This is a genomic window from Ruegeria sp. D6, assembly GCF_056534365.1.
In genome coordinates this window covers 966,559-987,182 of the sequence record NZ_JBQFPH010000001.1, presented here as the reverse complement: position 1 = coordinate 987,182, position 20,624 = coordinate 966,559, and the positions used below count along the sequence as shown (strand labels likewise).

General features: G+C 55.3%; 22 protein-coding genes and 1 tRNA gene. 7 read left to right on the top strand and 16 right to left on the bottom strand.

Annotation, left to right across the window (positions count from 1 at the left end):
• Positions 1 to 14: 14 nt before the first annotated feature.
• Positions 15 to 1,562 (bottom strand): helicase HerA-like domain-containing protein, encoded by a 1,548-nt coding sequence (locus ACR0A1_RS04890; RefSeq protein WP_480866461.1) that lies wholly within the window; start codon positions 1,560 to 1,562, stop codon positions 15 to 17.
• Positions 1,563 to 2,002: 440 nt separating this feature from the next.
• Here ACR0A1_RS04890 and ACR0A1_RS04885 point away from each other — a divergent pair, with 440 nt between their 5' ends.
• Entirely contained in the window at positions 2,003 to 2,602 is a 600-nt protein-coding gene (locus tag ACR0A1_RS04885; RefSeq protein WP_170393045.1) for an invasion associated locus B family protein, read from the top strand.
• A gap of 52 nt (positions 2,603 to 2,654) precedes the next feature.
• Here ACR0A1_RS04885 and ACR0A1_RS04880 read toward each other — a convergent pair whose 3' ends face one another.
• Genes ACR0A1_RS04880 through ACR0A1_RS04865 form a run of 4 tightly spaced genes read right to left on the bottom strand, consistent with a single transcriptional unit; the run spans position 2,655 to position 6,889 of the window.
• The gene (locus ACR0A1_RS04880; protein ID WP_170732230.1) at positions 2,655 to 3,863 is read right to left on the bottom strand and encodes a beta-ketoacyl-[acyl-carrier-protein] synthase family protein; all 1,209 of its coding nucleotides are present in this window, start codon (positions 3,861 to 3,863) and stop codon (positions 2,655 to 2,657) included.
• A gap of 8 nt (positions 3,864 to 3,871) precedes the next feature.
• Entirely contained in the window at positions 3,872 to 4,129 is a 258-nt protein-coding gene (locus tag ACR0A1_RS04875; protein ID WP_170393043.1) for an acyl carrier protein, read from the bottom strand.
• 32 nt (positions 4,130 to 4,161) lie between these two features.
• Positions 4,162 to 5,253 carry a UDP-3-O-(3-hydroxymyristoyl)glucosamine N-acyltransferase gene (lpxD, locus tag ACR0A1_RS04870; RefSeq protein WP_170510276.1) on the bottom strand — a complete coding sequence of 364 codons (1,092 nt, stop codon included), beginning with the start codon at positions 5,251 to 5,253 and terminating at the stop codon, positions 4,162 to 4,164.
• 34 nt (positions 5,254 to 5,287) lie between these two features.
• Positions 5,288 to 6,889, bottom strand: a complete 1,602-nt coding sequence (locus ACR0A1_RS04865; protein WP_480866459.1) for a L,D-transpeptidase family protein — start codon at positions 6,887 to 6,889, stop codon at positions 5,288 to 5,290.
• A gap of 345 nt (positions 6,890 to 7,234) precedes the next feature.
• Between ACR0A1_RS04865 and mepK the strand changes: the two genes are divergently transcribed.
• Entirely contained in the window at positions 7,235 to 7,804 is a 570-nt protein-coding gene (gene mepK / locus ACR0A1_RS04860) for a peptidoglycan L,D-endopeptidase MepK (RefSeq protein ID WP_170393040.1), read from the top strand.
• A gap of 128 nt (positions 7,805 to 7,932) precedes the next feature.
• Here the strand turns inward: mepK and ACR0A1_RS04855 are convergent.
• From ACR0A1_RS04855 to iscR, 10 genes are all read right to left on the bottom strand, one after another.
• A tRNA-Arg gene (locus ACR0A1_RS04855) sits at positions 7,933 to 8,009 on the bottom strand.
• Between the two features lie 57 nt (positions 8,010 to 8,066).
• Positions 8,067 to 9,287, bottom strand: coding sequence for a cysteine desulfurase (locus tag ACR0A1_RS04850; protein ID WP_480866457.1), 1,221 nt, complete (start codon positions 9,285 to 9,287; stop codon positions 8,067 to 8,069).
• Between the two features lie 13 nt (positions 9,288 to 9,300).
• Positions 9,301 to 9,867, bottom strand: coding sequence for a Yip1 family protein (locus tag ACR0A1_RS04845; RefSeq protein WP_480866455.1), 567 nt, complete (start codon positions 9,865 to 9,867; stop codon positions 9,301 to 9,303).
• Complete coding sequence (locus ACR0A1_RS04840) at positions 9,864 to 10,349, bottom strand: YIP1 family protein (protein WP_170393037.1); 486 nt, start codon at positions 10,347 to 10,349, stop codon at positions 9,864 to 9,866. Before ACR0A1_RS04840 ends, ACR0A1_RS04845 begins: the two co-directional genes overlap by 4 nt.
• On the bottom strand, positions 10,349 to 11,629 hold the full coding sequence (sufD, locus tag ACR0A1_RS04835) for a Fe-S cluster assembly protein SufD (protein ID WP_480866453.1): 1,281 nt from the start codon (positions 11,627 to 11,629) through the stop codon (positions 10,349 to 10,351). Before sufD ends, ACR0A1_RS04840 begins: the two co-directional genes overlap by 1 nt.
• Positions 11,629 to 12,384, bottom strand: coding sequence for a Fe-S cluster assembly ATPase SufC (sufC, locus tag ACR0A1_RS04830; protein WP_480866451.1), 756 nt, complete (start codon positions 12,382 to 12,384; stop codon positions 11,629 to 11,631). The genes sufD and sufC overlap by 1 nt, the downstream gene beginning before the upstream one ends.
• Before the next feature lie 51 nt (positions 12,385 to 12,435).
• On the bottom strand, positions 12,436 to 12,639 hold the full coding sequence (locus ACR0A1_RS04825; protein ID WP_170636125.1) for a hypothetical protein: 204 nt from the start codon (positions 12,637 to 12,639) through the stop codon (positions 12,436 to 12,438).
• Positions 12,639 to 14,159 (bottom strand): Fe-S cluster assembly protein SufB, encoded by a 1,521-nt coding sequence (gene sufB / locus ACR0A1_RS04820; RefSeq protein WP_170393033.1) that lies wholly within the window; start codon positions 14,157 to 14,159, stop codon positions 12,639 to 12,641. Before sufB ends, ACR0A1_RS04825 begins: the two co-directional genes overlap by 1 nt.
• Positions 14,160 to 14,177: 18 nt before the next feature.
• Positions 14,178 to 15,221, bottom strand: a complete 1,044-nt coding sequence (locus ACR0A1_RS04815) for a cysteine desulfurase family protein (RefSeq protein WP_170393032.1) — start codon at positions 15,219 to 15,221, stop codon at positions 14,178 to 14,180.
• 54 nt (positions 15,222 to 15,275) lie between these two features.
• The gene (iscR, locus tag ACR0A1_RS04810; protein ID WP_170393031.1) at positions 15,276 to 15,734 is read right to left on the bottom strand and encodes a Fe-S cluster assembly transcriptional regulator IscR; all 459 of its coding nucleotides are present in this window, start codon (positions 15,732 to 15,734) and stop codon (positions 15,276 to 15,278) included.
• A gap of 178 nt (positions 15,735 to 15,912) precedes the next feature.
• Here iscR and ACR0A1_RS04805 point away from each other — a divergent pair, with 178 nt between their 5' ends.
• Together ACR0A1_RS04805 and ACR0A1_RS04800 are read left to right on the top strand one after the other, a co-directional pair.
• On the top strand, positions 15,913 to 16,566 hold the full coding sequence (locus ACR0A1_RS04805; RefSeq protein WP_008758207.1) for an alpha/beta hydrolase: 654 nt from the start codon (positions 15,913 to 15,915) through the stop codon (positions 16,564 to 16,566).
• Positions 16,566 to 16,811, top strand: coding sequence for a hypothetical protein (locus tag ACR0A1_RS04800; protein WP_170393030.1), 246 nt, complete (start codon positions 16,566 to 16,568; stop codon positions 16,809 to 16,811). Before ACR0A1_RS04805 ends, ACR0A1_RS04800 begins: the two co-directional genes overlap by 1 nt.
• 72 nt (positions 16,812 to 16,883) lie before the next feature.
• Here ACR0A1_RS04800 and ACR0A1_RS04795 read toward each other — a convergent pair whose 3' ends face one another.
• Positions 16,884 to 17,015: a hypothetical protein gene (locus ACR0A1_RS04795; RefSeq protein WP_480759554.1), complete on the bottom strand. Its 132-nt coding sequence runs from the start codon at positions 17,013 to 17,015 to the stop codon at positions 16,884 to 16,886.
• 186 nt (positions 17,016 to 17,201) lie between these two features.
• Between ACR0A1_RS04795 and ACR0A1_RS04790 the strand changes: the two genes are divergently transcribed.
• The 3 genes from ACR0A1_RS04790 to ACR0A1_RS04780 all read left to right on the top strand — a co-directional run bounded on the left by ACR0A1_RS04790 (position 17,202) and on the right by ACR0A1_RS04780 (position 20,580).
• Positions 17,202 to 17,537, top strand: coding sequence for a DMT family transporter (locus ACR0A1_RS04790; RefSeq protein WP_480453698.1), 336 nt, complete (start codon positions 17,202 to 17,204; stop codon positions 17,535 to 17,537).
• A 76-nt stretch (positions 17,538 to 17,613) separates the two neighbouring features.
• Positions 17,614 to 19,431 carry a translational GTPase TypA gene (typA, locus tag ACR0A1_RS04785; RefSeq protein ID WP_170625884.1) on the top strand — a complete coding sequence of 606 codons (1,818 nt, stop codon included), beginning with the start codon at positions 17,614 to 17,616 and terminating at the stop codon, positions 19,429 to 19,431.
• A gap of 273 nt (positions 19,432 to 19,704) precedes the next feature.
• Positions 19,705 to 20,580, top strand: coding sequence for a hypothetical protein (locus ACR0A1_RS04780; RefSeq protein ID WP_480866447.1), 876 nt, complete (start codon positions 19,705 to 19,707; stop codon positions 20,578 to 20,580).
• Positions 20,581 to 20,624 lie beyond the last annotated feature (44 nt).

Below are 20,624 nucleotides of genomic sequence, written 5' to 3'. Positions count from 1 at the left end.
CTGCGCTCCGGATTCTATCGATTGCGGAACAAGCCGCCCAGTATGCCCCTGACGATGCGGCGGCCAGTTGTTCCTTTCAGCTCTTTGATCACGGCCTCGCTCATGGCCGTGGCGAAGCTATCCTTTTTGCGCGAAAGACGAGATGACGATCGCCCAACGCGGTTGCCCGAATACCTTCGGGCCGAGGCGTATTCGCGTTCTGCCGGGGTCTGCTGTTCCAGAACTTCGTCGGATTCCGCCTGTTCCGCCGCATTCGCAGCGGCATCCGCGCGCGCCTGCAGAATCTCAAACGCCGATTTGCGGTCGATACGCTTGCCGTATTTTGCATCCATCGGCGAAGCTTTGATCACCGACTGACGCTCAGCTTTGGTAATCGGACCAAGTTGTGAGCCCGGTGGCCGGATCAAAGTGCGCTCGACCACGCCCGGTACACCCTTCTTTTGCAGCATCGACGTCACGGCCTCGCCCACGCCCACCTCTCGGATTGCGGTCTCAGTATCGAAAGCTGGGTTTTCACGATAGGTCTCAGCAGCAAGTCGCAGATTCTTGCGGTCGCGCGCTGTGAAGGCCCGCAGCGCATGTTGGACCCGGTTGCCCAGCTGACCCAAAATATCTTCCGGGATGTCTGCCGGATTCTGCGAGATGAAATAAACGCCAACGCCCTTTGATCGGATCAGGCGCGCCACCTGCTCGACCTTGTCCACCAGCACCTTGGGGGCGTCCTCGAACAGCAAGTGCGCTTCGTCAAAGAAGAACACCAGCTTCGGTTTTTCAGGGTCCCCCACTTCGGGCAGTTCTTCAAACAATTCGCTAAGCAGCCACAACAGGAAAGTCGCGTATAGGCGCGGAGAGCCCATCAGCTTGTCAGAGGCCAGAATGTTCACCATCCCCTGCCCGTTCGCATCTGTCCGCATCAGGTCGGCCAGGTCCAACGCAGGCTCGCCAAACAGATTGGTACCGCCCTGATTTTCCAGAACCAGCAAGCGGCGTTGAATAGCACCGATCGAAGATGTCGAGACATTGCCATAGCGCAGCGATAGTTGGGCGCGATTCTCGCCTATCCAGACCAGCAATGCCTGCAGGTCTTTCAGGTCGAGCAGCGGCATGCCTTCTTCGTCTGCGACCCGAAAGGCGATGTTCAGAATGCCTTCCTGCGCCTCGCTCAGCTCCATCAGTCGCGATAGTAGCAGTGGGCCCATCTCGGTCACTGTGGTCCGGACCGGATGCCCCTGCTCGCCAAACAGATCCCAGAACGTGACTGGACACGCGGCGTAAGAGAATGTGCCGAACCCGATCTTCTCGGCCCGATCCAAAAAAGCCTGGTGTAATTTGTGGGTTTCGCTTCCAGGCAGCGCCAGCCCCGACAAGTCACCTTTCACATCGGCCAGAAACACTGGAACCCCCGCCTGTGAGAAGCCTTCAGCCAGAATTTGCAGCGTAACCGTTTTGCCCGTACCGGTCGCACCAGCAATCAGGCCATGGCGGTTCGCATATTTCAGCGACAGCCCCTGTGCCACTGAATAGCCGTCGCCACCACCGCCTACGAAGATCTTGTTGTCCATTGAAAATCTGTCCCGAATTCTACCGATCTGCTGCAAGCATACAAAGTTAACCTTTCGCTGCGAGAGTAAATGTTGCTTCTCGTGGCTTGGCTGCGGGTGCAAACTTCCTCCCTGTCGACTGGCCGTGCCTTTGGGCACGGCTTTTTTTAAATTCTACAAAAACCGAAAGACGCAAGAATAGTTTTTTAGGGTTAGGAGTTGACCAACGGGTTCCCCTTTCGTAACGTCTGCGCATAACTAAGTCGGCCAGTCCGACGGGGAGAAAATATTCAGGAAGGGAGCCGCTCCACCGGCTCCCTTTTTCGTTGCAGATCGCGGTGTTTCCCACGCATTTCGGCAAAAAACGATCAATTCCCGGTCTGGAATTCGGATTTACCCTGACACCACTGAATTGCGGTGATAGAGGAAACAAAAAACTGGATCAGTTAGATGAGGCATTCATGATCAGGAAACTTGTCCCTTTTAATGTGGCGGCCGCAGCACTTTTATGCGGAACAGCATTTGCGCAGGAAACCACACAGCAACCTGAAGCCGGTGCTGAAGCCGAAGTTGGCAGCGATCTGGATCTGGGTGAATCCGGTCCCCGTGTTGGCGAGCAATACGTCAAAGAACAAACGGGTGAATGGAATATTTCCTGCATCAAAACCGAAGGCGAAGACGATCCCTGCGCGATGGTTCAGATCCTGAATAACCAACAGGGTGATCCGATTGCCGAAGTTTCGATCGGAAAACTGCCCGAAGGCGGTGCCGCTGTTGCTTGGGCGAATGTTGTTGTACCGCTCGAAACCCTGCTGCAGGCGCAATTGGCTATGTCGATCGATGGGGCACCGCGCAAGCTTTACAATTATCACCACTGCATTCCGGTTGGCTGCGTGGCGCAACTGGGTTTGACTCAGGGTGATATCGACGCGATGAAATCAGGCCAAAAGGCGGTGCTGTCGCTGGTTCCTGCGCGCCTGCCAGATCAGGTTCTGAATATGGACATGTCTTTGTCTGGCTTCACAGCAGGCTTTGACGGGCTGAATGTTTCCATAAATTAAGCCCCGCAAAAACATCGAATAAGAAAGCCGCCGTGATAACACGGCGGTTTCTTCATATACGCTTCAACGCAAGAACGGCGTTCAGCCCACCAAAGGCGAAAGCATTGCTAAGGGCGACATTAACTTTCGCCTCACGCGACTCGTTTGGCACCACATCCAGCGCGCATTCGGGGTCGGGCTCTTCATAGCCAATGGTCGGGGCGATCACCCCGTCGCGCAGGGCCATGATACAGGCTAATAGCTCAACTGCGCCGGTTCCGCCGATCAGGTGTCCGTGCATGGACTTTGTTGACGAAATCATCAGATCGTCGGCGTGCGGACCAAACACACCAGCAACGGCTGCACATTCGGTTTTGTCATTTGCAGCCGTGCCGGTCCCATGGGCATTTATGTAACCCACATCGCTTGCATTCAGCCGTGCATCCGATAACGCCCCGGCCATGGCCCGTGCTGCCCCTTGTTTGCTGGGCATAACTATGTCGGCCGCGTCCGAGGACATGGCGAATCCCACGACCTCGCACAGGATATCTGCTCCGCGCGCGCGCGCGTGTTCGTATTCTTCGAACACAAAAACACCCGCACCTTCGCCTTGCACCATCCCGTTTCGGTTTGCGCTAAAGGGCCGACAGGCATCTTTTGACATGACGCGAAGCCCTTCCCATGCCTTGACGCCCCCAAAGCACAGCATCGACTCCGAACCACCGGTCACCATGGTGGGCGCTGCACCGCTGCGCACCATCTGAAATGCCTGCGCCATTGCATGGTTCGAGGACGCACACGCTGTTGATACTGTAAAGCTAGGGCCTTTGAGGTTGTGCTCCATTGAAACGTGGCTGGCCGCCGCGTTGTTCATCAGCTTGGGCACGACAAAAGGATGCACGCGATTTTTGCCATCCTCGTAAACCGAGCGGTAGTTGTCATCCCAGGTGGAGACGCCACCACCGGCCGTTCCCAGAACCACCCCCGACCGCGCGGCTGTGTCACCCGAGAATACGATGCCGGATTGATCGATCGCTTCTTTGGCGGCGGTTAACGTGAACTGCGTGAACCGATCATACAGCGTCATCTGTTGGCGGTTGAAACGGCCCTCGGCCTCAAAACCCCGGACTTGACCACCGATCTTGATCGACAGGCGATCCACATCACGAAACTCAAGCTCGGAGATACCACAACGACCCTCGCGCATGGCTTCCAGAGTGTCGGGGACGGAATGGCCCAACGCATTAATGGTGCCAGCACCCGTAATGACGACGCGTTTCATACCGGCGGTCAGACCTTTTCCGATACGAGTTTTTCGATACCCGCAATGATCGCTGTCACATTCGAAATGTCGAAATCGCCGGATGTGGGCTCGTTTGCGTTGAAGGGCACGGTGATATCGAACTCTTCCTCGATGGCAAAGATACTCTCAACAAGACCCAGGCTATCGATGCCCAATTCTTCGAGCGTACTGTCGGGCGTCACATCCGAAGGCTCAAGCACGGCCTGTTCGGCAATGATTGCTATGACGCGGTCGCTGATGCTCATCTCGATCCCCTGATTTTCGCCTTGGGGATGATTTAATCACTTGAAGGCTGTTTGAAAACAGCCTTTTTCAACGCCTCGACGTCGCGCGACAATCGGGGCAGACGACGTTGGGCTTTATATATCTCGGTATGGCTTTCCATTTTAATGCCCGGGTAGCCCATGATCACGCGACCAGCAGGAACATTTGACAGAATCTTGGTGCCGCCACCGGCAATCACGCCATCCCCGATGAAAATATTGTCGACAACACCAGTCTGACCACCCAGTACTACGTTATTACCAATCTCGACCGAACCAGAAACGCCGGTTTGCCCACATAACAAACAATCCTGCCCGACTCGGGTGTTGTGTCCCACGTGGACAAGATTATCCAGTTTCGATCCACTTCCGATTACAGTATTGCGTATGGTCCCGTTGTCGACAGTGCAGTTCGAGCCGACTTCGACGTCGTCGCCAATCTCGACCGCACCCAGCGAATGGATGCGCAACCAGCTTTGCGCCTTTGCATCCCCCTGATCACCCAGAGTTTTCCGCGCATTTTCGGCACCCGAGACTTCTGGTGTGACATAGCTGAAACCGTCCCCGCCGATACGGGCACCCGGCTGCGCGATAAAGCGATCACCGATTTGAGCCCGCGCACCGATGCTGACCATTTCGCGCAGCAGCGCGTTTTCACCAAGCGACGCATCCATCCCGATCACGCAATGCGGGCCGATAACCGAACCCGCGCCGACGCGCGCGCGCGCACCGATAACAGCAAGCGGGCCGACCGATACGTCGACCCCGATCTCGGCGGTTTCATCAATGACAGCCGATGGATGAATTCCCGGCGCGATCCCCTGCCCGCGATCCAGCATCGCGGTGATCCCTGCCATCGCCATGCGGGGGCGTTGCACAAAAATGGCGGCCTCAAGCCCCAGTGCTTTCCAGTCCGCGCCATCCCACAAAACCGCGGCCCGTGCTGTACCGGTCTCCAAGGCTTCAGCATATTTTGGCGACATCGCCATGGCCAGATCGGTTGGCCCGGCATCTCCCGGCTCGGCTGCCCGCAAGATGGTCAGGCCAGTCTGGCCTTCTGCGGCGACCCCCAGGGAATCGGCGATTTGTTGAACGGTAAACTGCATGTCGGGCGTCCTCGTGGCGGGATTTGCCTCGTGATTACCCTTGAACGTCCGGCAGGACCACCCCTGCCTTTTGCAGCGCTTCCCAGATTTTGCGATCCCGGTCATACACGTCGCGGCGATACTGCACCTCGCCTTTGGGGCCAATATAGGCCGTGCGATAAATCAGATGCACCGGAATTTTTTTATCCAGTTCAACCTTCGTTTCTTTGCCCGCGTTCAGCACGCGGTGGAAAAACGCCTTTGGATCCTCCTCCTGCTTGGCCAGCAGCTTATAGGCAAACTCGAACGGTTGCGCCAAACGGATGCATCCATGCGAGAATGCCCGAACCTCGCGTGCGAACAGAGATTTCTGAGGCGTATCATGCAGATAGATGTTGTACTTATTAGGGAACATGAACTTCACCAGCCCCAGTGCGTTGCTTTTGCTGGGGGGCTGACGCATGGAAAACGGGAAATTACGCGCAGTGAACTGGGTAAAGTCAACCGCTCCACGATTCACCTGACGGCCACGGCGGTCGGTGATCTGGATATGGCCGACAGCATTTGGATTGGCCCGTAATTGCGGCAGATATTCCTTCGTGATGATCGAGCGTGGCACATACCAACTTGGGTTGATCACCATATGCTCCATCTCATCCGAGAACTCTGGGCTGCGGCGATCATGTGTGTTTTTGCCGATCACAGCACGAGTCTCAAACGTGACCTGCCCGTCATCGACGATCTTGGCAGAAAAATCGGCCAGATTCACCAGAATATGCCGCTCACCACGGTCTTTGGGTAACCAGCGCTCCCGTTCAAGCGCAACGTAAACAGCTTTCAAGCGGTCTGAAACTGGGCGATTGATCTCGGAAATAGTGCCTTTGCCAGCTACGCCATCCGCCTCAAGACCATGAGCAGCCTGAAAGGATTGCACCGCCGCAAACAGCGCATCATCATAGTTTGGGCTGGCAGTAGGCTTCAGATAACCCATCGCGACAAGTCGATTGCGCAGCCTGATGACACTGTTCCCTGTGTCCCCAAGCTCAAGCTTGGAGACAGGAACGGTCTCGCCCCAGCCACCTTGTGTCATCAGCGCTTCCAGCGCCTTCTTCTGTTTCAACAGCGCAAGATACTGGCGCGATTGAGGCATCATATCCCTGAAATAGGTATCACCCTGGCTGGAAACGAGCAGTTCAAGATGCTCTGCGGCGCTGCGTCGTTCCACCGCCCGCACTAGGCCGGGATCAATCTGCGAAGGCGTTACAGAACCGGAATGCAAGTCTCTGGCATATTTGACAAAAACCCGAGTCAGCTCGGCCTCGAGCATGCCCAGATCACGGGTGTTGCGCGCGTCCTGCATCTTTGTCTTCAAAGTCTGGACGTCGTAACGTGCCCCAGGCAATCCATGCAGATCGGTCGTCGAAAGCGCTTCGATCAGGGCTTTGCGTCGTGCAGCATGTTCGGGCGTATCGCCAACCCAAACCGGATCAAACCCGTTTGTGCGATAAAACTCAGCAATTGCCGGGCTGTTGGACACACTTTCCGCAACGGCCATTTGAAACGCTGTGCCATCCGTCCCCGCCTGCGCGACTGAGGCCGAAGCCACAAGGAAAGCGGCGATAAAAACACTTGAACGAGCACGGGTAACAAATGACATAGGATGGCCCTGTTTCTTCAATGACTTGTCACGCCCTATAAACGGCGTCTGAAAATAATGTTTTGCTGAGCGCCTGATGTCTATTCACAAATTCATCACCAGACCGCTTCTTTGACCCCTGGTGCGCGTTTGCATCGCCGACGCGCGAACTGCGCCAAAAGCAAGCATACTTGCATCAGTTGCGCAAAAAACTGCCGAAATTTCCCCCTTGATTTGACTGCGACCAAAGATTTCTTGGCTGTTGAATCCTACTGTGCCATAAATCCCGCATCTGGGATGGGAAAAAATTAATACGGCGCGCGTAACATCGTGTGCAGGCAGGAACAGTACGGGACGAAACAAAAAATGACCAAGAGCAGTACCTCGGGCCTGACCCGGCGTGCCCTATTGGGCGCATTCGCCGCAACCGCAGTTGTTGCAGCCCCCACATATTCCAACGCAGCAGGTTTCCTTCGCGGCGGAGGTGATATTCGCCGTATCCGCATGTATTCCGGCCGTACCGGTGAACGTATCGATATGGTCTATTGGGTTGATGGCAAATACATCAAAGACGCGGTGAAAGAGGTCAACCACTTCATGCGCGACTGGCGCAGCGATCAAGTCAAGTCCGTGGACCTGAGGACCATCGACATCATGGCTGCCACCCACAATCTTCTGGATGTCAGCGAACCCTACATGCTGCTGTCGGGTTACCGCTCGCCGCAAACCAACGCAATGCTGCGCCGCCGCTCGCGGGGTGTTGCCAAGAATTCGCTTCATATGAAGGGTCAGGCTGCTGATCTGCGACTGTCATCACGCTCGGTCTCGCAAATGGGTAAAGCAGCGATGGCCTGTCGTGCCGGTGGCGTTGGACAGTACTATCGTTCGAATTTCGTTCACATGGATTGCGGTGTCATCCGCTCGTGGCGCGGCTAATCGAGCATTTCATCTTTCGCTGTTGCACAACCCCCATCAGATAGTTCTGGCGGGGGTTTTGTTTTGCCTGGAAAAACAGGTTCGTGCACCGTCAGTTCTGCGTAATATGACGACTAGCAAGGGTGAAATGGCGCACCTGAGAGGATTCGAACCTCTGGCCTCTGCCTTCGGAGGGCAGCGCTCTATCCAGCTGAGCTACAGGTGCCTTGGCCGTTAGCTACCCTCGTTCCAATCCGGGTGCAACTGCAAATCCGCAGTACGATCAGGCAAACAGATCGTGGGCAAGCTCCAACGCATCGATCAAAGTGTCGACCTCATCAGTCGTGTTATAAAGCCCAAAGCTGGCACGACAGGTAGCAGTGACCCCCAAATGATCCATCAGCGGCCCGGCGCAGTGGTGGCCTGCGCGCACGGCGACACCCTTTTTGTCCAGAATGGTTGAAACATCATGGGCATGCCCTGCCCCATCCAAAGTAAAGCTGAATATCGCGGCTTTGTTCGCTGTGGTGCCTTGAACCTGCAGCCAGTTCAATCCATTCAACCGTTGCATCGCATAATCGCGCAAGCCGGCCTCATGCGATGCGATGCTCTCCATGCCAAGGTCCATCATATAGTCAAGCGCCACACCCAACCCGATGGTCTGCACGATGCCGGGGGTTCCGGCCTCGAACTTCATTGGCGGATCGTTGTAGATCACCTGATCTTTTGAAACCTCTTTGATCATGTCACCGCCACCAATAAAGGGGCGCATTTCAGCCATGCGGTCCGATTTGATAAAAATTGCGCCAGAACCGGACGGGCCGTACAGTTTATGACCCGTGATGGCATAGAAGTCACATCCGATGTCATCGACATTGACGGGCATATGAACCGCGCCCTGGCTGCCATCCACCAGAACCGGAACGCCTTTGGCGTGGGCGCCTTGCGTGATTGCTTTGACATCAACCACAGAGCCCAGCACGTTCGAGCACTGGGTCACCGCAACCAGCTTTGTCTTGGGGCCAATGGCGTCGATTACTGCCTGAGGGTCAAGATGGCCGGTCGCATCGACGTCGATCCATTTCAGCACCACGCCCTGCCGTTCGCGCAGGAAGTGCCACGGCACGATGTTGGCGTGATGTTCCATCACGCTGAGGACAATCTCGTCCCCCGCCTGCAGGCGTGGCATTGCCCAACCGTAGGCGACCAAATTGATTCCCTCGGTCGTACCCGAATTCAGGACAATCTCATTCTCGTTTGATACGCCCAGAAACCGCGCAACCATGCCACGGACGGCCTCATATTTCTCGGTCGCGAGATTTGACAGATAGTGAAGCCCTCGATGCACGTTCGAATATTCGTGCGCATAGGCCTGCGTGATCGCGTCGATCACTACCTGGGGTTTCTGCGCGGAGGCCCCATTGTCTAGATAAGTCAGCGGCTTTCCGTTGACCTGACGTGACAGGATCGGAAAATCTGCGCGGATTTTTTGTACGTCATACATAGACAGGACTTCCCTATACAGACCCGGCGGGGATCAGCCAAAGAACAAACGGGACGGCCACAAGACCAGAGATCAGGATCACAACAAACGACTTTCCCAACGAATTAAATCGATGCGCCTCGTTGAGAAAATGCAGGGTGATGTAAAGGCTAAGACCCAGCATCGCCAGACTGGCCGGTAAGAATAGAAACGGCAGCGCTGCAACCAGCGCTAGAATGATTGCTTGCCCCGCAATTTGCAGGATTTGCAACCAGACAATCAGCGCCATGAAGTCATTGAACGTTCCCGTTCCACCCAGGACGCGGCCCACTAACAGGAACGTCACGACGCTGATCATGATTGCCGCAACGGAAACAAAAAGCGTCCTCGATAGTGGCTCAGCCAGTTGCTGAACATCCGGACTGATAAGCGGCAGGACGAAGCTGGACGCAGACTGGACCAGAGCGTTCAGGATCACCGCGAGAGAGAAGGCGAGCCACAGTACATCCGTACCCAGCCGCAACGCGAGCAATCGTCTTGCGGCTTCGGCTGGATCAGACAGGGTCAGAACGACCAGGTTGAGCAGTGCGGTGGAATTCATTTAGCAGCCTTTTGCGATTGCTTGAGGCCCGACAACCAGAACCAGAGAAAAACCGCAACCCATAACAGCCCCACAAGTGTTTGCGCTGACCCGGGGCCGATGAAACCGGACACCAGCCCATTCAGCAACACCAAAGGCGCTGACGCGAGAAGCGCCCAGAACAAGGCTAGCCGCGCGCCATAGCTGGTGCCAACGCCCCCCATCATCCGCGCGATGAAATGGGTGAGCCAAGCAAGAAGATAAAAGCACAATGGCAGTATAAAGACCGAGCCCAACAGGGCCCCGCCCATCAGCATGTTCAGCTCTATCCCTTCCAGATGAGCCCTCCGTGCAAGGCCGGGCAATTGCGCGATAAAGCCTATTACACAGAACGCCATCACAAACGCCAATGCGCGATCTTCGCGCGGCCCCATATCAAGCAGCCGACGCACCACACGCCCCGGTCCGCGATACGTGGCCACGATATCAGTTGTGACAGGCATCAGCGGCGGCGTGCCAGCCAATCTTGCAATCGGGACACGATATCAGCTGCCAGATCCTCGTCCTCGATTTCATCAACGGCTTCAGCCAGGAAGGCCAGTGTCAACATGTCCGTTGCCTCTGCCGTCGGGACTCCACGCGAGCGTAGGTAGAATAAAGCCGTTTCATCAATGGCGCCAGAGGTTGAACCGTGCGAACACGCCACGTCATCGGCGTAAATCTCGAGCTCGGGCTTTGCGAGGAACTGACTGTCATCGTCCAGAAGCAGCGACTGGCTGATCTGGTAACCGTCGGTTTTCTGAGCGCCTTCCTTTACCAAGATCTTGCCCTGAAAAACACCCGTCGCCCCGTTGCGAAGCACCTTCTTGAACACTTGGCGGCTTTCGCAATTCACCGCATCATGGGTGACAAAGACCGTGTCATCATGGAGAAAATCACCGTCTCCAACACACGCACCCGCCACGTGCGCGACCGCATCGTCACCCGTCAGTTCGACGACTTGCTCGTTTCGCGTCAAAACTCCGTTCACGGTCAGCGTGAAGGATTTATAGACGGATTCCTTACCAAGCCGCGAGAACATATGAGTCGCCGCACGGCGTTGATGATCCCGGCCCTGCGCACGGATATGATGCAGTGTGCCATTGTCGGCGATATCGATCTCCATGCATTTGTTGAAGCGCGAAGCTGCGGGTCCGTTTTCAAGGATCGTGACTTCGGCACCGCTTTCAACCCGAACGACATGATGCAGGATTGCATCCGACGTTTCGGATTCATGGCGATAAATCAGGTTAATCGGTTTGCTCGGCTTGCCAGATACATGAATGGCAACGCCGTCAGATGCATAGGCCGTGTTCAGCGCCGCCAAGGGACGCGCCACTGGATTTTGGCCTTTTTCTTCAAGAACGCCGTATAACTCTTTGGCCCAATGGATATCTTTGCAACAGATATCTTCCAGCCGATCGATCGTTACACCCTCCAGAGACAGATCATCGGACTCTTCCGGGCTGAATACGCCATCAATGAAAACGATCTTCAGCCGGTCGAGCGCGTGGAACAGAGCCGGTTCATCCGTTTTGAACAAAGCAGCACTGGGAGCTTCCGCAGAGACCAGAGTGTCTGGACGAGTATATTTCCAGTATTCATCTCGACGACTGGGCAGACCCATCGCGCTTACACGTGCAATTGCGGCTTCGCGCGCTTTGCGTGTGCATCCCGCATCCGGCATGGTCAGCGCTGCCAGCCGTTCCTCGGTCGCCGTTTGTTTTGCTTGGGGCAATGCCATCAGTTCACCTCGGCCAGTATGTCGGCATAGCCGTTGTTTTCAACTTCCAGCGCCAGATCGGGACCACCGGATTTCACGATACGACCATCCGCCATGATGTGAACCACGTCAGGTTTGATGTGATCGAGAAGCCGCTGATAGTGCGTGATAACAAGGAACCCGCGCCCCTCATCACGCAACGCGTTCACGCCCTCGGCCACCAGCTTCATCGCGTCTACGTCAAGGCCCGAGTCCGTTTCGTCCAGGATACACATCTTCGGCTCAAGCATCGCCATTTGCAGGATTTCATTGCGCTTTTTCTCACCGCCTGAAAAGCCCACATTGACCGGGCGTTTCAACATTTCAGCGTCGATTTTCAGAGCCTTGGCCTTGGCACGAACCTCTTTCAAAAAATCTGTCGCCGACAGCTCTTCCTCGCCACGTGCTTTGCGCTGCGCATTCACGGCGGTGCGCAGGAAGGTCATGTTGCCTACACCGGGAATCTCGACCGGGTACTGGAACGCCAGAAACACACCTGCGGCTGCACGTTCTTCCGGTTCCATCTCAAGCAGATCCTCGCCATCAAGCGTCGCGCCGCCCTCGGTCACCTCATAGCCATCACGGCCTGACAACACGTAGCTGAGCGTTGATTTGCCCGAGCCATTGGGCCCCATGATCGCATGCACCTTGCCAGGCTCGACCGTCAGGTCGACCCCTTTCAGAATTTGCTTGTCTTCTTCCTCAAGTTTGACGTGCAGGTTGTTGATTTCCAGCATTTTTTGTCCTTTTGCATCTCGCAAGGGGCGTAACGTGGCCCCGATGTGTTCCTATCCCAGTGCCTTGCGGATCACACGGGCGATAATCCATCCAAGCAACGCGCCTGCGCCCACTGCCCAAACCGGGTTTATGAAGTCCATGTACTTGGTATTGACGTAAGCAACCCCCAACAGGCCGCCGAGCACCGGCAACGCATAGCCAAGCACGGTCAGGACATCGTCCTTTCGGATTCGCTGTTGGGGTTTTGGTGTCATCAGCCGACTGATCCCTCAAGGCTGATTGCCACAAGCTGTTGCGCTTCCATCGCAAATTCCATCGGCAGCGCCTGCAGAACGTCCTTGCAGAACCCGTTGACGACCAAGGCCACGGCTTCTTCCTCGTCCATGCCACGCTGACGGCAATAGAACAGCTGATCGTCATCCACTTTTGATGTCGTCGCCTCGTGCTCGACCCGAGATGAGTTGTTCTTCACCTCGATATACGGAACCGTATGCGCCCCGCATTTGTCGCCAATAAGCAAGCTGTCGCACTGCGTATAGTTGCGGCTATCCTTGGCCTTTGGATGCATCGACACCAGACCACGATAGGTGTTCTGCGCCTTACCGGCGCTGATCCCTTTCGATACGATCCGCGACTTGGTGTTCTTGCCCAGATGCACCATCTTGGTGCCGGTGTCGGCTTGCTGCATGTTGTTCGTGATTGCGATCGAGTAGAACTCACCCTGGCTATCGTCGCCACGCAGGATGCAAGACGGGTATTTCCAGGTTACGGCTGAGCCGGTTTCGACCTGCGTCCACATCACCTTGGAGCGATCACCCCGACAATCGGCGCGCTTGGTCACGAAGTTGTAGATACCGCCCTTGCCATTCTCATCTCCGGGGAACCAGTTCTGAACGGTCGAGTATTTCACCTCGGCATCTTCTTCGACGATGATCTCGACAACCGCCGCGTGAAGCTGTGCAGTGTCGCGCTGAGGCGCTGTGCAGCCTTCCAAATACGAGACGTAAGAGCCCTTGTCGGCGATGATCAGCGTGCGCTCAAACTGGCCGGTATTTTCCGCATTGATGCGGAAGTATGTGCTCAGTTCCATCGGGCAGCGCACGCCCGGAGGGACATAAACAAACGAGCCGTCCGAGAACACAGCTGAGTTGAGCGTGGCATAGAAATTGTCCGAGACCGGTACGACCGTCCCTAGGTATTTCTTGACCAGTTCCGGATGCTCTTTGATCGCCTCGGAAATCGAGCAGAAGATAACGCCGGCTTTCTTCAACTCTTCCTGAAAAGTCGTCCCGACCGAAACCGAGTCAAATACTGCATCAACAGCAACCTTACGGCCTTCTGCCGGTGCATTCTCAGCGCCCTCGACACCTGCCAGGATCATCTGTTCTTTCAGAGGGATACCCAGCTTTTCGTAAGTCGCCAGAAGCTTGGGATCGACCTCATCAAGAGATTTGGGTTTATCTTCCATCGATTTCGGACGGGCATAATAATACTGGTCCTGAAAGTCGATCGGCGGGTAGTGCACCATCGCCCATTTAGGCTCTTCCATCTGGGTCCAGCGCTCGAACGCGGCCAGACGCCATTCGGTCATCCACTCAGGTTCATCATTTTTGTCCGAGATCAGACGAACGATATCGGGATTCACGCCTTTTGGCGCATACTCCATCTCGATATCAGTTTCCCAGCCGTATTTATAAGTGCTGACCTCGCGAACCGCGTCTACGGTTTCCTGATCGACACCCTCTTTCACCTGGGTCTGGTCCAAAGCGGCCATAATTCACCCTCCGTCAGATCACGCGGCCCGCGCGCGATGCTTTTTCTCTTTTTCAAGCCACGTTTCCGCGAAACGCAGCACATCTTCTTCCGTCGTTTCTGGCCCCAGCGATACGCGGATTGCGCTGGAGGCCGTCATCTCATCAAATCCCATGGCCGTCAGTACGGCGCTTGCGCGAACCTTGCCGCTGGAACAGGCCGAGCCTGCGCTGATCGCAAATCCCGACAAATCCATCTGCATGACCTGGGTCTCACCCTTCCAGCCCGGTGTGGCGAAGCACAGAGTGTTGGGGAGTCGCCCTTGGTCTTTCCCGACAAAAATAGTAGCTTTCGTACCAGCCTCAAGAGCGTTTTCTAGAATATTTCTAAGTTCTGCAACGTTTTCCCAAACGCCATTTGCTAAATCACGGGACGCGGCTTCAGCTGCTGCTCCGAACCCCGCAATTCCAGTGACATTTTCTGTACCCGAGCGACGCCCCATCTCCTGCCCGCCGCCCTTGATTTGCGCAGCAAGATCGGTGCCGCGTTTCATCACCAACGCCCCGATCCCTTTTGGCCCGCCAAGTTTGTGGGCTGAAATCAGCGCCATCTCAGCCCCCAGCCAGTTGAAGGCTATCGGCAACTTACCAAAAGCCTGAGTCGCGTCGGTGACCGCAAGACCGGCAGGCAAAGTTTGAACAATTCCAGTTTCCGAATTGGCCAGTTGTAGCGTGGATCGGGAAGCGTCCGGCACGTCAACGTAACCGCCTTGTGAGACAGGCAGAACCTCATTAATCCAAGCTCTTACCGCGTCATGTTCAATCGCTGCACCTTGAAGATCGCGCCCCGCCATGGCCAAAGCCGCTGCCTCCGTCGCACCAGAAGTAAACACGATGTCGGCACCATCGGCCCCAAACGCTGTTGCGATTTGAGCCCGCGCTTTCTCGACCACCGCTTTTGCGGCGCGCCCTTCGGCATGGACCGAGGACGGATTGCCCACCAAATCCATCGCCGCGATCATTGCATCGCGGGCCTCGGGCCTCAGAGCGGCGGTTGCGTTATGGTCGAGATAAACCCGTTTCATAGATGTATCTTTTCCAAGATGGGTTTTGACGGAACACAGAAAAACGTCATCAGATCAATCGTCCACGACTGCGAACAAGCTAGGAACAGCGGGACACGGTGCAAGATCATTCCGAATTACATCCGACAGCCGCGTTTGATGCAGGAATACGTAAACATTCGCGCTCAGGCTTTCCCACAACCGATTGGTCAGTGACTGCGCCCGGCTGCCCGAAGACGCGCCCGAGGCACCTGCCCCCTTGTGCATCGCATCCACCGTCTCATCAACCGCGGCCAGTATCTCGACCACACGGATTTCCGAGGCAGGTCGCGCCAGGCGATAGCCCCCACCCGGTCCGCGTACTGAACTGACCAGATCAGCTCGGCGCAGTTTCACGAAAAGCTGCTCCAAATACGGCAGTGAAATATCCTGACGTTCGGAAATCTCGCCCAACGTGACGAGTTTGTCCGAGGACTGAAGTGCGATATCCGCCAGCGCAACCATCGCATAGCGGCCTTTGGTCGACAGCTTCATTTTGTTTCCTTCAGGCAAGAACTGCGCGAAAACATTGACGTCGCCCGAGCCAGTGCGTATCTCCCACTGACAGCGTTTTCACGCGACACAATGTAATTAGAACCGTTCTAAGGTACCTGAGGATTACCGTCAAGATAATCTCGGGGCCGACGCGTCAAAAAACAGGACCAAAGCACACATGCCCGAGGTGATTTTTCCCGGACCCGAAGGCCGCCTGGAAGGCCGCTACCACCCGCAAAAGGAAAAAGACGCACCGATCGCTATCGTGCTTCACCCGCATCCACAATTTGGCGGGACCATGAACAACAAGGTGGTCTATAACCTGCATTACGCCTTTTACAACATGGGCTTCACGGTTCTGCGTTTTAACTTTCGCGGCGTTGGTCGCAGCCAGGGCGAGTATGACCAGGGTGTAGGTGAGCTGAGCGATGCAGCATCAGCGCTGGATTACCTTCAGTCGATGAACAACAACTCCAAGCATTGCTGGGTCGCTGGGTTCTCGTTCGGTGCATGGATCGGAATGCAGCTTCTGATGCGCCGCCCCGAGATCACTGGCTTCATCAGTGTATCGCCGCCCGCAAACATGTACGACTTTTCGTTCCTGGCACCCTGCCCGTCTTCTGGCTTGATCATCAACGGATTGGCGGACCGTGTAGCGCCACCTGCAGACACTGCGTCTCTGGTCGGAAAGCTGCATGAACAAAAGGGTATCACCATCACCCATAATGAGGTGGAAGGTGCCGATCACTTCTTCCAAGACCGCCACATGGACACACTGATGACAGATGTGACGGATTACGTGAAACGTCGCCTGACAGAGAATACGCGCTGATGTCCGATACCATCACTACCCTGGCCGCCAGATTGGCCGAGGACACGATGAAGGTTATGGACGAGACGGGCGAGGATCGATTCTTTGTGGAGGTTGGAGACGTTCTCGGTGCAGCCTCGCAATCTCTGGAAGAAGCGTTCTTGACCGAAATCCGGGTTAGGCTGGCGGAACGCAAGGCGCGGCAATTCGTGGTGAAAAGACTGTCTGAACATCGATCCAAGCTGAAAGCGATCGAAAAGCAGTAAAGATTGCTCAGCGTCTGAAGAAAAGAAAAGGAGCCCGAAAGCTCCTTTTCGAGGATATCGCTCGGTGGGCGCCTAAACCGGAAAACCTGTGAACCGCTCAACATTCTGGGCTGCATCAATGTCGACGGACCCCCCGTCTGCAAGCCACCCCAACGCCACAATCAAAACCGAAACGATAATGACCGATTTTGCAAAAGTCGTCATCTTATCAAACTCATTAAAAACACACTAAAAACAATCGAGTGTTTAGCACAAATGCAAAAGCCCGAATAGTCGGGTTTACCTGACCTTTGGTAAAGTTAGGGTTTTGATCATCTGCATCTGAATCCCCTTGCCCAAATGATCGCAAGTATGCTCAACCTTTCGCGATAATTCAGAGAGGCATCGCTCGTGCCAAAGACCTACCTAATCCTAATGTTGGCTGTTATCGCGGAAACCATCGGCACGACTGCGTTGCAGGCTAGCCATCAGTTTACGCGATTTTGGCCGTCGGCTCTTGTCGTGGTTGGCTATGGGTCGGCCTTTTATCTTATGGCCCTCACGTTAAAGGTCATGCCTGTGGGCATTGTCTATGCAATCTGGTCGGGCCTTGGTATTGCCCTGATCGCACTGATTGGATTTCTGGTTTTTGGCCAAAAACTCGATTGGCCCGCAGTCTTGGGTTTGGGCATGATTTTGAGCGGCATTCTGATCATCCACCTGTTTTCAGCTACAGCGGGCCACTGACCGCCGGTTAGGGCTGGTATATTTTGTCGCGCCGCGTTATGCGCGCGGCAACTTCCCGTTCAAAGGCTGACCTCTCATGGACCTGCGCAACATCGCAATCATCGCTCACGTGGACCACGGCAAGACGACCCTGGTGGATGAGCTGCTTAAACAATCCGGCGCGTTCCGGGAAAACCAGGCCGTGGCAGAACGCGCCATGGACAGCAACGACCTGGAACGCGAACGCGGCATTACCATCCTGGCCAAAGCCACCAGCGTTGAGTGGAAGGATACCCGCATTAACATCGTCGACACCCCCGGCCACGCTGATTTCGGTGGGGAAGTCGAACGTATTCTCAGCATGGTCGACGGCGTTGTACTGCTGGTCGATGCCGCCGAAGGCCCGATGCCGCAAACCAAATTCGTGACCTCAAAGGCGCTGGCTTTGGGCCTGCGCCCGATTGTCGTGCTGAACAAGGTCGACAAACCCGATGCCGAGCCTGATCGCGCGCTGGACGAATGTTTCGACCTTTTCGCCAACTTGGGCGCCGATGACGATCAGCTGGACTTCCCGGCCATGTATGCTTCGGGCCGGTCCGGCTGGGCCGATATGGAGCTTGACGGTCCGCGCAAGGACTTGACCGCCCTGTTCGATCTGATCGTTGATCACGTCCCCGCCCCCAAGCAGATCGAGAAAAAGGACGAACCGTTCAAGATGCTCGCCACCACTTTGGGCAGCGATCCATTCATCGGTCGCATTCTGACCGGTCGCGTGGAAAGTGGAACTCTGAAAGCGGGTGACAGCCTCAAAGCACTCAGCCGAGATGGCACCCAGATTGAAAGCTTCCGCGCGTCGAAAATACTGGCATTCCGTGGATTAGCTCAACAACCCATCGACATCGCTGAAGCAGGCGATATTGTCACGATTGCGGGTATGAGCAAAGCCACCGTGGCAGATTCCCTTGTATCCCCGCAAGTCGAAGAGGCCCTGCCCGCCCAGCCTATCGATCCACCAACCATCACAGTGACCTTCGGCATAAACGATTCCCCGCTGGCTGGTCGTGACGGCAAAAAGGTTCAGTCTCGGGTCATTCGTGATCGCCTGATGAAAGAAGCCGAATCGAACGTAGCCATCCGCATCAGCGACACGCCCGGCGGCGAGGCCTTCGAGGTTGCTGGTCGCGGCGAATTGCAGATGGGTGTTCTGATCGAAAACATGCGCCGCGAAGGATTCGAGCTTAGCATCTCGCGCCCACAGGTTTTGTTCCGCGAGGAGGACGGCCAGCGCCTTGAACCTATCGAAGAAGTCACGATCGATGTGGATGATGAATATTCTGGCGCGGTGATCGAGAAAATCACGGGTGCGCGCAAAGGTGAACTGGCTGAAATGCGCCCTGCAGGGGCAGGCAAGACCCGGATCATCGCCCACGTGCCGTCTCGTGGCCTGATCGGCTATCACGGAGAGTTCCTGACCGATACACGCGGAACTGGTGTCTTGAACCGTGTCTTCCACGGCTGGGCGGCCCATAAAGGACAGATTCCGGGTCGACGTGCGGGTGTTCTGATCTCGATGGAAAACGGTCAGGCGGTTGCCTATGCGCTTTGGAATTTGGAAGAGCGTGGCCGCATGTTTGTTGGCCCTCAAACTGATGTCTATCAGGGCATGGTGATCGGAGAGCATTCGCGAGACAATGATCTGGAAGTGAATCCGCTGAAAGGTAAGAAGCTGACAAACGTGCGTGCCAGCGGCTCGGACGACGCAGTAAGGCTGACCCCTCATATTCAGTTCTCGCTTGAAGAGGCAATCGCCTATATCGACGACGATGAACTGGTCGAGGTTACGCCCAATGCGATCCGGCTTCGCAAACGTTATCTGGATCCGCATGAGCGTAAACGGATGTCAAAATCAGCCTGATCAATGCTGTGAACTTGTTCACGTTTTGGAAACATTGCCACATTCGTGACATTTTTGCGTCAGGCTAGAAACAACACAGAAAAAGAAGACCTGGTGCAACAGCAGGTCTTCTTTTTGTTTTTTATGGATTAATCGTGTTTGAGTGAGCTGGATCACAGAAATCCAACAGAAAGTTTGCTTGAAAATAGGCGATAGAAAGAGGACTTTGTGTTCAAAGTGTGACGCCGTTTGAGTATACGGCAATTTAGTTAACGAGTGCTTAAGGAGCGTGCGATGCGCATTAGATCCAAACTGTTATCGATTGCTTTTGCTTCTGCAATCTTACCCTTCACCTTCGGAAATTCCGCTCAGGCGGCTGGTACGTGCACAGTGAGCACGGCCAAACAGTCTGTTTCGTCGAACACTCTTTGTGCGTGCGACGTGGTTACTTCAGGCATGCTCCGTTATATCCAACGGCGCGCCGACTTCGAGTCGATCCTGGAGCGTACAATTCTTGATTGCCCGCGATTTGCAGCTGTTTTGACTGACTTGCCTACGGCGAGCATTGGCATTAACCCGCAGCGCACGGGTGACGGTGCCTCAGACGAAAGAACCGAGCGCGATAGGCCTGATACCCCGGTCACACCCGATACGCCTGACACACCTGATACGCCTGACACACCCGATACGCCTGACACACCCGATACGCCTGAGAAGCCAAACGGCGACGACGAAAAAGCCAAGGAAGAAAGAAAAAAGGCAAAGGAAAACAGGAAAAAGGCGAAAGAAGAGCGTGAAAAGGCAAGGGAATACAGGGAAAGAGTCAAAGATAAAAGAAAGACAATCAAGCAGCACCGGCAAACGGCTAAAGACTATTCTGAAAAAGCCAAGCAACTACGTGACGCTGGCGATAAAAAGGGTGCGAAGCAGGCAAGGGAACAAGCGCGGCTGTTTGCTGGGTGGGCCAAAGAAAGCCAAGCTTGGGCTAATGAGCAACGTGCCTACGCACAACAACATGCCGCTAACGCCAAGATGTACCGGGAAAGTGCCCGGCAGTCGCAAGAGCGTTTGGGAAAACTGTCAATAGCCGAAGCCAAACGGGTCAAAGACAGAGCCAAATCCCAAGAACGCAGAGCTGAGCGCGAAAAAGAGGATGATCGCGGTCATTAATTCCTTCGATCAGGGTTGGGCGCGACCATAGCGCCACTGGCGAG